This is a genomic window from Blautia caecimuris, from assembly GCF_024622975.1.
GTDB classification, from domain to species: Bacteria; Bacillota; Clostridia; order Lachnospirales; family Lachnospiraceae; genus Blautia_A; species Blautia_A caecimuris.
This window is the reverse complement of record NZ_JANJZT010000052.1, coordinates 1-12,936: the sequence shown is the minus strand read 5'-3', so window position 1 is coordinate 12,936 and position 12,936 is coordinate 1. Positions and strand designations below refer to the sequence as shown.

11 protein-coding genes are annotated in these 12,936 nt (G+C 40.6%); all 11 read left to right on the top strand.

The features are described from left to right. Positions 1-184: 184 nt before the first annotated feature. The 11 genes from NSA57_RS18410 to NSA57_RS18360 all read left to right on the top strand — a co-directional run bounded on the left by NSA57_RS18410 (position 185) and on the right by NSA57_RS18360 (position 12,752). Positions 185-442 (top strand): hypothetical protein, encoded by a 258-nt coding sequence (locus NSA57_RS18410; protein ID WP_257465736.1) that lies wholly within the window; start codon positions 185-187, stop codon positions 440-442. 458 nt (positions 443-900) lie between these two features. Continuing rightward, positions 901-1,281 carry a plasmid mobilization protein gene (locus tag NSA57_RS18405; RefSeq protein ID WP_257465735.1) on the top strand — a complete coding sequence of 127 codons (381 nt, stop codon included), beginning with the start codon at positions 901-903 and terminating at the stop codon, positions 1,279-1,281. Continuing rightward, a complete protein-coding gene (locus tag NSA57_RS18400; RefSeq protein WP_242996723.1) occupies positions 1,230-2,471 on the top strand; it encodes a relaxase/mobilization nuclease domain-containing protein in 1,242 nt (413 codons plus the stop codon). The genes NSA57_RS18405 and NSA57_RS18400 overlap by 52 nt, the downstream gene beginning before the upstream one ends. A gap of 13 nt (positions 2,472-2,484) precedes the next feature. Then, on the top strand, positions 2,485-2,733 hold the full coding sequence (locus NSA57_RS18395; RefSeq protein ID WP_147334781.1) for a hypothetical protein: 249 nt from the start codon (positions 2,485-2,487) through the stop codon (positions 2,731-2,733). A gap of 130 nt (positions 2,734-2,863) precedes the next feature. Beyond that, on the top strand, positions 2,864-3,082 hold the full coding sequence (locus tag NSA57_RS18390; protein ID WP_002578407.1) for a helix-turn-helix domain-containing protein: 219 nt from the start codon (positions 2,864-2,866) through the stop codon (positions 3,080-3,082). Between the two features lie 14 nt (positions 3,083-3,096). Beyond that, positions 3,097-3,702, top strand: a complete 606-nt coding sequence (locus NSA57_RS18385; RefSeq protein ID WP_257465734.1) for a DUF1819 family protein — start codon at positions 3,097-3,099, stop codon at positions 3,700-3,702. Between the two features lie 10 nt (positions 3,703-3,712). Continuing rightward, complete coding sequence (locus tag NSA57_RS18380; RefSeq protein WP_055219002.1) at positions 3,713-4,273, top strand: DUF1788 domain-containing protein; 561 nt, start codon at positions 3,713-3,715, stop codon at positions 4,271-4,273. 13 nt (positions 4,274-4,286) lie between these two features. Beyond that, entirely contained in the window at positions 4,287-7,838 is a 3,552-nt protein-coding gene (gene brxC / locus NSA57_RS18375) for a BREX system P-loop protein BrxC (protein ID WP_257465733.1), read from the top strand. 10 nt (positions 7,839-7,848) lie between these two features. Next, on the top strand, positions 7,849-11,433 hold the full coding sequence (gene pglX / locus NSA57_RS18370) for a BREX-1 system adenine-specific DNA-methyltransferase PglX (RefSeq protein ID WP_257465732.1): 3,585 nt from the start codon (positions 7,849-7,851) through the stop codon (positions 11,431-11,433). 12 nt (positions 11,434-11,445) lie between these two features. Further along, a complete protein-coding gene (locus NSA57_RS18365) occupies positions 11,446-12,150 on the top strand; it encodes a DUF3800 domain-containing protein (protein WP_257465731.1) in 705 nt (234 codons plus the stop codon). An 11-nt stretch (positions 12,151-12,161) separates the two neighbouring features. Further along, positions 12,162-12,752, top strand: a complete 591-nt coding sequence (locus tag NSA57_RS18360; RefSeq protein WP_257465730.1) for a hypothetical protein — start codon at positions 12,162-12,164, stop codon at positions 12,750-12,752. The last annotated feature ends 184 nt before the right edge of the window (positions 12,753-12,936 follow it).

Below are 12,936 nucleotides of genomic sequence, written 5' to 3'. Positions count from 1 at the left end.
TCCTTTCTTTGATAACACTATTTTACCATACATCATCTCAAAAATATATAGCAGAAATTTAATTTATTCTATACTAGCTTTACGAAAACAGAATAGCAGAAAAAGGCAATGGCAGTGATGGCATTTCAGACATTATGAATTGGAGAAATGTTTATGACTGCTATTTTTATGTCTTTTAGCAGAAATGGAAAGAGATCCAGAAAAAGAAAGACAGAAATTACGGAAAAATATAACAGAAAAGCGTTGGCAGATGGGTGGATTGAACAAGCAAGGCGAAGAAAAGAATAGAGTGCCGGATACGGCACATGATTGTCCGATACTTCGCATCGGAGTGATGCAGGAACAGCCTGTCTCAGAAAGAGAAAATCTATCGAAATGGGAGCTTTTCTATTTCTTCCACAGTCTGTCCCTGCACCACAAAACCACCGTCATCTCCATTTAGGGTTGATAATGCAGTGGGGAAATGCTGATTGGTTAGTATCGGTTTATAGTGGGGAGATGACAGGCAAGTTTCGCAAAGTGGCAAGCCACTCTGCACCGGAGCCAGCCTTTGGGCTGTTCCTAAACTTGCCAGAGGGCACGTCTCCGCTCTGCTCCGGTCCGCACAGAGCTAACGTCCACTGGACGTTATGTGCCCCCTTGGAACCCCGGCACGTCAATAGCGTAAATATCCCTGCGAAATGTCCAACGGATATTCCTACGGAACACTTACTGATTGACGAGGACTTGTCTCCGCTGCCGCTCCGGTCGGTGCAAAGCTGACGTCCACTGGACGTCATGCACCCTGCACCTGTATAAGAGAGCGTTGCACTCTCTTATAAATCTCCTGCCAATATACACCAAAACGCTGTGTCTGTTAATAAAGAATAAAAATCGAGTAGAGAAAGGAGCCGAAAGCCTATGAGAAAACGAAATCATACAGTAACCATACGGATGAATAACGAGGAATATAATTTGCTTCAAAACAAAGTGAAAGAATCAGGAAGAACACAGCAGGAAGTTGTGATAAAAGCAATTGCAGACTTGAAGATAGCTTCTACAGAGGAAGTGGAAGAACTGAAAAGATTGAACCAGATGTTTGCAGATATCCTCAGTCAGCTTCGTGGAGCTACTACAAATATCAATCAGATTGCAAGAAAGCTGCATATAGATGGAGAAGTTCCAAATGACAGTACGCTGTATTTCCTCAATAAAAATATTCTTAAGTACCGGAAGGAGAGTGAAAAGATATGGCTATTAATAAGACGATTAATAAGCGGACAAATACACATGGAGCAATGAGAAACTGCATCGAATATGTTTTGCGACAGGACAAGACCAACGAATTATTTACCTGTGTAACAGGCCCGTACTGTCATGACGAGATTAATTATGATCTGGTGTACAGAACCTTTCTGGAAGAAAAGAAGATGTGGGATAAAGATTCTGGGAGAATGTACGCTCATAACATTATTTCCTGGCATAAGGACGAGCAGATTACTCCGGAGCAGGCATTAGAATTTGGAAAAGAGTTTGCAGAAAATTGGTTCAGTGAATTCCAGACCTTAGTGGCTGTGCATAAGGATAAAGATCATATCCACTGCCATCTGGTTACTAATTCAGTGAGTTATGAAGATGGAAGAAAACTGCATAACACCAAAAAGGATCTGGAACGTATGAAACAGCTTACCAATCAGATGTGCCGGGAACGTGGACTGACAGTTGCCGAGAAAGGAAAGCACTTTGATGGAAGCCAGATTGAAAAAGGGGAAGTCATTGCATGGAGCAAAGATAAATATAATCTGTTCCGACAGCAGGTGAAAGACAGCTTTGTAGCGGATTGTGCAATGGCAGTGTTAAAAGCACTGGAAAATTGTATCAGCAAAGAAAAGTTTATAGAAAAAATGAAACAGTTTGGATGGAATGTAAACTGGACAGAGAAACGGAAGCACATTACTTTTCAGAACCAGGATGGGAAGAAGGTGAGAGACAGCAATCTGTCAAAAACATTTCATCTGGATATCAGCAAGGAGGGACTAGAGAATGAATTTAATGGAAATTACGAAAGGGTACGAGCCGAAGCAGAACGAACAAACGGAGCAGATGAAGAGCTTGCCGGATACTACCGACAAGTGGAAGCAGCTTGCGAAGGAACAGGCGGCGTCACTGGAGCTAGTGACGGAAGAGAGAGACGAGTTACAGGTGAGAAATCAGAAGATGAACGAGTTTATCCAGAAATTTCAGGAAAGGACACACAAGCTGAAAATGGAAAAACAGAAGCTATTCTTCGAGAATCACGAAATGCAAGACGAAATTCGGAAATTAAACGACGAAATTCATCGTTTGACAACCGAACTGTCCGAAACGCAGAAGCTGAATCAATCGCTTCAGAAGAACAACGACGATTTGAGGAACAGAAACGGCTTGAAGAGCAGGAGCGAGCAAGAGCAGCTCGAAGAAGAAATAAAAGACGTTCGGGACCAGAACTCTAAATTGCAGATACAGGTGAATAAATCATCTGTGCAAGCTGTTGATGAGGCATATAGAAAACAAAAAGAAGCAGAAAAACAATTACAGTCATTAAAGTATCAGGCGGAACAGAATAGAAAGAAAGCTGAGAAGGAAGTGCAAAAATTAAAAAAAAGGATAAGATTGCAATCAGAGAAAATAAACGAGATAAAATTTTTCTGTGGAATCGGATATATAGTGGCACTTGTACTTTCAGCTTGTCTTATTAAGCTGTGCTTCTTGTGATTTTAAATGCGATATTTCAGAATTGAATTATGATTTTTGATAGACTAGATTGTTTGAAACGCATTTTTATGATATGATGATAAATACCATGTGAACAGATATTTCAAGCAAATAAGATTGAGGTGAAAAAATGGCAGTTAGTTACAAGAAATTGTGGAAATTGTTAATTGATAAAGAAATGATGAAGAAAGATTTGCGTGCAATGACAGGAGTTAGTACAACAACGATGTCTCGATTATCAAAAGATGAAAATGTAAGTACAGAGATTCTGTCAAAGATATGTTCTGCTTTGAATTGTGATGTGGGAGATATCATGGAATTTGTTCCTGATAAAAAAGAGGAGCAGTAAGGAGGTACGGGAACATGGATCATTCTTATCCTTATATTGCGTCTTTGACCAGAGAGCCGTTCCTTTTCTACGAGATGCGTTCTACCGCAAAGCTAATGGCAGAAGGAAATTCAAATGATGCGATTGTTAAAGAAATTGTAGAGCAGAATCTTTTCCAGTACCCAACGGAAAAATCTATCACACGCATGGCAAAAGCTTGTATAAAACGGCTTCATGCACTGGAAGATGATTCGCTGGTTGCTGCGATTGCGTCACAGCCAACGGATGTAGCAAAACAGATTTGTCTTTATGCTTTGATGAAGCAGAGCCGACTGGTTTGGGAATTTATGCTGACAGTCATTGGTGAGAAGTACAGATTAAGGGACACGTCTTTTGGTAAGATTGATTTGAATATATTTTTTATGCGCTTGCAGGAGCAGAATGATACTGTGGCTTCCTGGAGCGATACTACAATAACAAAGTTAAAACAGATTATTGCCAGAGTGCTTGTCGAAACAGAATATCTCGACAACCTCAAGGCAGATCATTTGAATCCAGTATGGCTGCATTCTGTTTTGGAGAATGCCATCAGAAGCAATGGCGATACGGCGATACTGCCAGCGTTTAATTGCTTTTTTTAGGAGGTAGCCAATGAGTGACATAAAAGAACGCCTGGACAAAGTTCGGGCATTGATTCAGGAACCGGAGTTCCTGGAAGGCAAAGGACTCAGCAATGAGGTGAATATCAGAATCTTCTGTTATGAACCGGAGAACGAAATGGTTGTCCGCCATTTTGTGAATCAGTTGGAAACCGATCAGTCCTTAGATTGCCATTTAATTGTTTGTAATTTATATAAAACATTTCTCTCTATCTGTGATGATATGGACATCACAGATGCGATTCCCGATATGGAAGAAGCTGACGGAAGTGCTTATCTTCTGGAGCAGCTTAACTCCGCAATCGGCAATGGAGAGTTCATTGATAAAATCCAGTATGAGCCACACGAACCGGGTGATGTACTGATGCTGACAGGTGTGGGCGAGGTGTTCCCGTTTATGAGAATCCATACGTTACTGGAAGCCTTGCAACCGTATTTTTCGGATGTTCCGATTTTGGTTATGTATCCGGGTGAGTTTGATGGTCGTCATGTAAAACTGTTCAATCGTTTGACACCAAATGATTATTACCGGGCATTCAATGTCATAGATTAAGGGGGATAAAGCCATGATGATTCGAGATATGTTTGCGGATGACATTAACCGCAAAATCAATGGTGTAATTAAAGTAGATCAGGCTGCTGATGATGTAATCGAGCAGGAGTTAAATGAATATGTCATTACCAGAGAATTGAAGAAACACTTCATTACGTTCTTCAATTATTACGGTGATGCTTTTGACCAGCCGACAGCTGATATGGGTGTTTGGATTTCTGGTTTCTTTGGAAGTGGTAAATCTCACTTCTTGAAAATGCTTTCCTATCTTTTGGAAAATAAAGAGGTAAAAGGCATTCGCAGTGTGGAGTGTTTCCGTAAAAAGTTTGAGGATGACCCGGCAACTTTTATGCTGATTGATCGTGCCACAAAGGGACAGACCGAGACAATTCTGTTCAATATTGATATTGAGGGATTCAGCAATAAAGATAAGACTGCGGTTCTTCGTGTATTTGCCAAAATGTTCTACAACCATCTGGGATTTTACGGTGAAAATCTGAAAGTTGCCATGATGGAGCGTTATATCGACCAGCAGGGAAAAACCGAGGAGTTCCGTAGAGTTTTTGAAGAAAAGAAAGGCAAGTCCTGGCTTGAAATGCGCCGTGCCTTTGCTTTCAATGGAAAGTTCATCATCCCGACACTAATGGAAGTTTTAGATATGAGTGAGGACGATGCCAAGGCGTGGTTCAATGATAAAACCGCAACAGAGATTTCTATTGCACAGCTTGTGGAAGATATGAAAGCCTATGTAGATACTAAACCTGCAAACTTTCGTCTGCTGTTTATGATTGACGAGGTTGGTCAGTATGTTGGTACGGATACCGATATGCTTTTGAACCTCCAATCTCTGACCGAGAAAATCGGAAGTGAGTGCGAAGGTAAGATTTGGGTGATCTGTACCGGACAGGAAGCCATTGATGAAATCATCAAAGTTCGTGCAGATGAGTTCTCCCGTATCCAGGCTCGTTTCAAGACAAGACTGAGCTTATCTTCTTCCTCCGTGGATGAAGTCATCCAGAAGCGTATTCTGAAAAAGAAAACAGAAGCAGCCAAAGACCTGGAAGGTGTTTATGAGCAGAATGATTCTGTCCTTCGTAACCTGTTCAGCTTCAGCGGCTCTATTCTGGACATTAAAGGCTACTCAGGTCCGAGAGAATTTATCGAGAATTTCCCGTTCGTGCCGTATCAGTTCATCATCATGCAGAAGGTATTTGCTGAAATCCGGAAACATGGAAATTCCGGTAAGCACCTGTCTGGTGGTGAGCGTTCCATGCTGTCCGGTTTCCAGGAAGCTGCACAGAAAATTCAGGAGAAGGATGAATACGCACTTGTTCCATTCTTCCGTTTTTATGATACCGTACATACTTTTCTGGATGGTTCAATCCGTCGTGTAATTGAGCGTTGTCAGAAAGCTGCCGACAACGGCGATGGCATCGAACAGCAGGATGTGGATGTGCTGAAACTTCTGTACTTGATTCGATATATTGATGATATTCCTTCTAATTTGGACAATATCGTTATCCTTATGGCAGACGATATTCGTGTAGATAAGATTATTTTACGCGAAGCTGTCCGGGATAGTTTGAATCGATTAATGGGGCAGAAAAATTATATCAATAGAACAGGGGATACTTATAATTTCTTGACTGATGAAGAGCAAGATGTTCAGAAGGAAATTAGAGATACTAATGTCGATACTGCTTCTATAGTGGAGCGTATAGCTCAGATGATTTACGGCGGTATTTTCACAACCAAAAAATTCCGTTATGGAAAATATGACTTTGCTTTCGACCAGATGGTGGATGGTATTACTGTTGGTGTGGCAACAGGCGGTATGCGTCTGCGTTTCCTGACCGTTGCTGCCGATGCTATTGAAAAAACAGATTATCGTCTGATGGCAGAATCCAAAGGTAACGAAGCAATCGTGGTTCTGGCTGACACACCTTACTATGAATCTCTGGAATCTGCTATGAAGATTCGCAAGTACGTAAAGCAGAGAAATGTAAGCCAGCTTCCAAAAACTGTGCAGAAAATTATCAGTGATCAGCAGGACGAAGCTGGAAAATATGAGCTGAGTGCCATGACCGAATTGCAAAATGCTATTGAAGGGGCGCAGTTCTATGTAGACGGTGAGCATCTGGAAATCAAAGCTGGAAATGCCAAGAGTAAGATTGACCAGTCTCTTGAATATCTGGTTGCTCATGTATATAGCAAGCTCGATTTGATTACAGATCATGCAGGCAGTGATGCAGATATTATTGCGATTCTGACAGGTGCGGTAACAGCACTTCCGGGTATGGAACCGAACCGTGATGCAGCTTCTGCCATGGAAGAATATCTGGAAATGCAGGATGCGAAAAAGCTGCCGACATCTATGGCAGATGTGCAGAGCAAATACAGTGCGATTCCGTATGGCTGGAAAGAAATCGACATTGCTGCGGTTGCGGCACAGCTGATTTATTCCCAGAAAGTAACCATCAAGTATGCAGGCAATACCATCCAGCCGGATGACCCAAAACTGCCGGATATGCTCCGCAAAAAGAGTGAGATTGGTAAGACTTCCATCAGCAAGCGTAAAACCATTTCCGCTACAATGATGCGTGATGTGAAATCAATGCTTCGGGATTATTTCGATGTTATGGATGTACCGGACGATGAAGATGGTCTGATTCGTTTTGTGACTGAAAAATTCGGTGAACAGCGTGATTACTATGCTTCTCTGGATGCCCGTTATGATGGACATAAATACCCGGATCGTGCATTGGTGCAGGAAGCCATTCATCTGATGGATGATGTACTTTCTCAGAAGAAAGACAATATTGCCCTGATTGAGCGTGTTCTGAAAAAAGAGGATGCTCTCTTTGATAACAAAGAAGCCATGAGTAACGGCATTGAAAACTTCTTTAAGACCCAGGTGACAGTATTCGATCAGGCAGTGCAGTTTGAAAAATCTCTGCACGACGATCTTGACCGAATTGCAGAAAATGAGGAAGCACACAAGACACTGAACACTATTCGCCTGATTACGATGGTTCAGACCGGAAGCAAGTTCAACTATAACCGGATTCGTGAACTGAATCCGTTGATGGATACAGTCCGCACCGCCCATGACAAGATGCTGGAAGAAAAACGTGCCGAGGTTCTGGAAACGGTTCGTCAGTGTATGGAAGCAACCCACACTGCCGCAAACGGTGATTCCAAAGCATCTCATCTGATTGAAAAGTCGGATCGCTATTTCAGCCAGTGCAAGGAGAAAATTGCAGAATTAAAGAGCCTTGCCCTTCTGGATGCTATGTTCTTGCCGATGTGTCAGTACAAGGATGATACAGTCGGTAATATTGAATCCGTTCTGGCTCCGCCAGCACCGAAGCCACAGGTACAGCCGACACAGCAAGGAAAAGAAACTGCTCCTGTAAAGAAAAAAGTGGTTCGTGCCTATAACCGCCAGGTTGTATTTCAGGCAAAGACCTTACAGACGGATGCGGATATTGATGATTATGTAGAGAAGATTCGGGAGCAGTTGAAACAGTTGTTGAAGAATTGCGACGAGATCAAGCTGAATTAAGGAGACGAGTATGGATAAGAATGCGATTAAAAAATTTGCTGTCTGGGCAAGAACAGAGCTGATCGCCCGTGTTTCCCTGAAAGGTGTGGAATACGGCATCACAGAGGATAATATCGAGGCCGCCAATGCGGACAGCGTTGGCGGCAAAGTCCTCACTGCCGATGAAAAGAAACAGCGTCAGGCTCTGATTGCCGAGATTAACGATAAAGGATATAAGCAGGTCATGGAGGAGGTTGCCTACACTTGGTTTAACCGATTTTCTGCTTTGCGATTTATGGAAGTCAACGGCTATCTTCCTTCTCATGTGCGTGTATTCACGGACGAGGAAAACAACTTTAAGCCGCAGATTATAACCGAAGCTATTCATCTGGATTTGGATGGATTGGATATGGAAAAGGTCTATGAGCTGAAAGATGCCGAAAAAACCGAAGAACTGTATAAATATCTGCTGATCGTGCAGTGTAACGCTCTGAATAAGATTCTGCCGGGAATGTTCCAGAAGATTGCGGATTACACGGAGCTTCTTCTGCCAGACAACCTGCTTCGTGAAGGCAGTGTGATTCAGCAGATGATTGAACTGATACCGGAGGATGACTGGAAGGATGCTGTCCAGATCATCGGATGGCTGTATCAATATTATAACGGCGAGAAAAAAGACGATGTCTTCGCAGCACTGAAAAAGAATGTGAAAATCACAAAAGAAAACATCCCTGCAGCAACCCAACTTTTCACACCTGACTGGATTGTTCGTTACATGGTAGAGAACAGCCTTGGTCGTTTGTGGCTGGAGGGACACCCAGATGTTAAGAGTCAGCTTCTTCCTACCGAGGAAGAACAGTCTGCTTATGCTGCCGGAAACCGTGACCCGGAAGATACCAAATGGCACTACTATCTGGAAGAAGCTGAGCAGGAGCCGGAAGTGCAGGCACAGCTTGCCGAGATTCGCAAGGAATACGCCGCACTGACACCGGATCAGCTGAAAGTTATTGACCCATGCTCCGGTTCCGGTCATATCCTTGCGTATATGTTTGATGTGTTGATGAAGATTTATGAATCCTACGGCTATACTACCCGTGAAGCAGTAGCAAGTATTGTGGAGAATAATCTTTACGGTCTGGATATTGATGACCGTGCGGCACAGCTGGCTTATTTTGCGGTAATGATGAAAGCCCGCCAGTATGACCGCCGTTTCTTTAGCCGTGGCATTCAGCCCCATGTGTATGCCATCGTGGAGAGCAATCATGTAGATAAATTCGCAGTGGACTATTTCTGTAATGGCGATGCGAAGCTCACAACTGCAATGGACACCATTATCAAAGAATTGCATGATGCAAAGGAATACGGTTCTATTCTGACCGTAACACCGCAGGATTGGTCTGCACTGTATGACCGTTTTGCAGAGATTACAGAAGATATAAATATGTCCCGTGAGACAGCATTGAGAGAATTACTGCCGTTGGTACAGGTGGCAGAAATAATATCTGAAAAGTATTCAGTTGTTGTTACAAATCCCCCTTACCGAGGTATAGGTGATGTAGAAGCTAAATTGCAAGATTTTGTAAAAGAAAAATATCCAGATTCATGCTCTGACTTGAGTACAGTTTTTATGGAAAAATGTATCAGGCTTACAACGAAGAACGGCTATTATGCAATGATAAATATACCAGTATGGATGTCTTTGGCAAGCTATTCAAATCTGAGAAATAAAATGCTATGTAACGAATACATTGTGAATATGCTTCATTTGGGAAGAGGTATGTTTGGTTCTGACTATGGAACAACGGCATTTGTTGTTTCTAACACTTCACTTAATAGATATAAGGGATTTTATAAAAAATTCTTCGAAAGACAAGGTGCGGTTGAAACAGAAGAGGCAAAACAAAAGAAATTTTTTTATAGAACTAAAGATTATGCAACGGTACAAGAGTTATATTTATCTTTACCAAACGATATTATTGCGTATTGGGCAACAAAATCTTTTGCAGATGCCTTTGAATCTGGAATAAATATTAACACATACGCTACAGTATTTGAGGGATTAAAAACTCGTGATAAAAATAGATTCCTCCGATTCTGGTTTGAAGTGGCATCTAAGAAATGGAAACCCTATGCTAAGGGTGGTACCTTTAGAAGATGGTATGGAAACAATGATTATGTTGTAAACTGGGGAGAAAATGGAGATGAAGTTAGAAACTTTAAGAAATCCAGTGGAGCTAATTTTAAACATTACTTTGAACCGGAAATTACCTATACAGCAATGACTATGTCAAAATTTACTGGACGCTATATTACAAATCAATTATTTGGTGGAGGTGGAGGTGGAATAACAGCGTCTGCTAAAATAGATTATTTATTGGGTTTTGTTAATTCGCTTCCATTTGATTATATAATCAGTGCTATGAAATCAACGGTAAATTTTGAAGTGGGACAAATCGGAAAAATTCCGGTTCTGTTTGGAGATTCAAATAGTGAAAAAAGTGTTGCAATTTTAGCACAAGAAAATGTGGGTTTATCTAAACAAGAATGGGATTCTTATGAATATTCATGGGACTTCCAGCACCATCCATTGCTTCGCAAAGTTTCTACCATTGCTGAAGCATTTGAACAGTGGCAGACAGAATGCGACAACCGCTTTAATCAGCTGAAAACTAATGAGGAAGAACTGAACCGTATTTTCATTGACATTTACGGCTTGCAGGAAGAACTGACACCGGAAGTTGAGGATAAGGATGTTACTGTCCGCAAGGCTGACCTCGGCAGAGATATTCGCTCTTTCATTTCCTATGCAGTTGGTTGTATGTTTGGTCGTTATTCTTTAGACATACCGGGTCTTGTCTATGCTGGCGGGAATTTTGATGAAAAATATTGTCGTTGGATTAGTCAGTTTGGTGATCAAGCTAATGAAAAAATTGATGCAGATGGTCTGTTAATTGAAGGTGGTTGGGCTGGAAGTAGTTTGTGGAAATATGATGGTGTACGTGTGGGAAATCAATGGTGCAAAGCCAGTTATCCTCCTGATACAGATAACATTATTCCAATCTGTGACGATGAATACTTTGAGGATGATATTGTTGGTTTGTTCGTGGAGTTCGTGAAAACCGTTTACAGTGCAGATACTCTGGATGAAAACCTGAAATTCATTGCCGATGCTTTGGGCAGCAAAGGTCAGCCGAAGGATGTGATTCGGAATTATTTCCTAAATGATTTTTACAAAGACCATTGCAAGATTTATCAGAAATGTCCGATTTACTGGCTGTTTGACAGCGGAAAGAAGAACGGCTTTAAGGCTCTGATTTATATGCATCGCTATCAGCCTGACACCATTGCCCGTATCCGTACCGATTATGTGCATGAACAGCAGGCTCGTTATCGTACAGCTATTGCCGATCTGGAACAGCGTATTACTAATGCGTCCACTGGAGAACGGGTGAAGTTAAAAAAGAAATTAGCTACTTTGCAAGCACAGGATACTGAAATCAGAACCTACGAGGAAAAGATTCATCACCTTGCCGACCAGATGATTTCCATTGATCTGGATGATGGAGTGAAGAAGAACTATGCAATTTTCCAGGATGTTCTGGCTAAAATAAAGTAGGGAGGGCGGACAATGTTATACACTGTATTTTGTGATGAGAGTTGCCATTTACAAAAGGATAATTCTTCAGTTATGGTTCTTGGAGCAATGTATTGTTTAAGTGAAAAAAGGAAACAAATTTATTCAGATATTCGTGCAATTAAAGAAAAGCATGGTCTGAATAGTCACTTTGAAATTAAATGGACAAAAGTTTCGGAATCGAAGATTGAGTTTTATCTGGAATTGCTGGATTATTTCTGGACAAATAGTGATTTACATTATCGTGGATTGGTAGCTACAGGAAAAGATAAATTGAATCATGCAAAATATAATAACGATGATTATGACCTGTGGTATTATAAAATGTACTTTAGAACGCTGGATCCGATTATTCGACAAGAAAATGAATATCACATCTTGGTGGATATAAAAGATACAAAGGGTGGCAAGCGTATTCAGAAATTAAAGGAAGTTATGTGTAATAATATTTACGATTTTAACGGAGAGGTAATTACACATATTGGACAGATTAACTCTGCTGAATCAGAGATTTTGCAATTAGCAGATTTGCTGAATGGAGCGTTGGCATATCATTATAGAAATTTGGAAATGAAAGATATGGCGAACAAAGGGAAAATTGAGTTTGTAAAAGCATTACAGAAAAAACGGAATATTGACAAATCAACAGCCCGTTATGAATCAAAGTTGAATTTATTTATTTGGGAACCAAGAAAATAGGAGGAAAACAAATGAAAAAGAAATTAACTCCTATTGCTATTGATAAAGCATTAGAATTATCTGAAATTTTTGATAAATGCCATAGCAGATTTAAAGAGACCATTGCAACGAAAGACAGACCACTATTTCAGGGGATGGAAATTTATGTGCCTTTAAAATGGATAGAAAATAAGGCAGAAATATTTTGGCATTCTGCAAGTATAGAACAGAAAGCAAAACTGGATATAAAACCATGTACAAATGATATTTCATCTGCATTTTGTTCGGAAAATTGTAGATCAGGAACAGAAGTGATTACAATGAATGATGGAAATGTCCGCGCAAAGTGTTTGTATCGTGCATTACGCGTAGGATGGATTAAAGAAGTTATTGAACTGTATAATGAAAACGATGCACGGGTAAAATATTGGGAAAAAATAAATTCTAAGAAGAAAAAGCGCTTGTACTTACGTTATCAGGAAGAAGAATTGGATTATCTGATTGTGTTTGAAAAGAAAAGCGAAAAGAGAGTACAGTTGATAACAGCTTATCCAATATTTTTTGTAAGTGCTAAGAAAGATTATGAAAAAGATTATCAGAATTACATAAAAGAGATAAAATAAAAAACCGGTAATCGCAATGCGAAAACCGGATTCTCCTTCTAAACGTGTTAGATGAGTTACTATTATTATATGCGTTGTAAGGGGAAAAGTCAATGTAAAAAGGAAAACTTGAGTTTCCGCAGTTTTATCCACAGTCACCTGTTTTGTAATATATCATTATAAACAACTTTTAAAAAATGCCTAA

What these genes read in the sequence shown, in the direction of transcription:
- NSA57_RS18385 (WP_257465734.1), top strand. Translation starts at nt 3,097, where the DNA reads ATGGATCATTCTTATCCTTATATTGCGTCTTTGACCAGAGAGCCGTTC.
- NSA57_RS18405 (WP_257465735.1), top strand. Translation starts at nt 901, where the DNA reads ATGAGAAAACGAAATCATACAGTAACCATACGGATGAATAACGAGGAA.
- NSA57_RS18400 (WP_242996723.1), top strand. Translation starts at nt 1,230, where the DNA reads ATGGCTATTAATAAGACGATTAATAAGCGGACAAATACACATGGAGCA.
- NSA57_RS18360 (WP_257465730.1), top strand. Translation starts at nt 12,162, where the DNA reads ATGAAAAAGAAATTAACTCCTATTGCTATTGATAAAGCATTAGAATTA.
- NSA57_RS18380 (WP_055219002.1), top strand. Translation starts at nt 3,713, where the DNA reads ATGAGTGACATAAAAGAACGCCTGGACAAAGTTCGGGCATTGATTCAG.
- brxC (WP_257465733.1), top strand. Translation starts at nt 4,287, where the DNA reads ATGATGATTCGAGATATGTTTGCGGATGACATTAACCGCAAAATCAAT.
- NSA57_RS18410 (WP_257465736.1), top strand. Translation starts at nt 185, where the DNA reads ATGGAAAGAGATCCAGAAAAAGAAAGACAGAAATTACGGAAAAATATA.
- pglX (WP_257465732.1), top strand. Translation starts at nt 7,849, where the DNA reads ATGGATAAGAATGCGATTAAAAAATTTGCTGTCTGGGCAAGAACAGAG.
- NSA57_RS18390 (WP_002578407.1), top strand. Translation starts at nt 2,864, where the DNA reads ATGGCAGTTAGTTACAAGAAATTGTGGAAATTGTTAATTGATAAAGAA.
- NSA57_RS18365 (WP_257465731.1), top strand. Translation starts at nt 11,446, where the DNA reads ATGTTATACACTGTATTTTGTGATGAGAGTTGCCATTTACAAAAGGAT.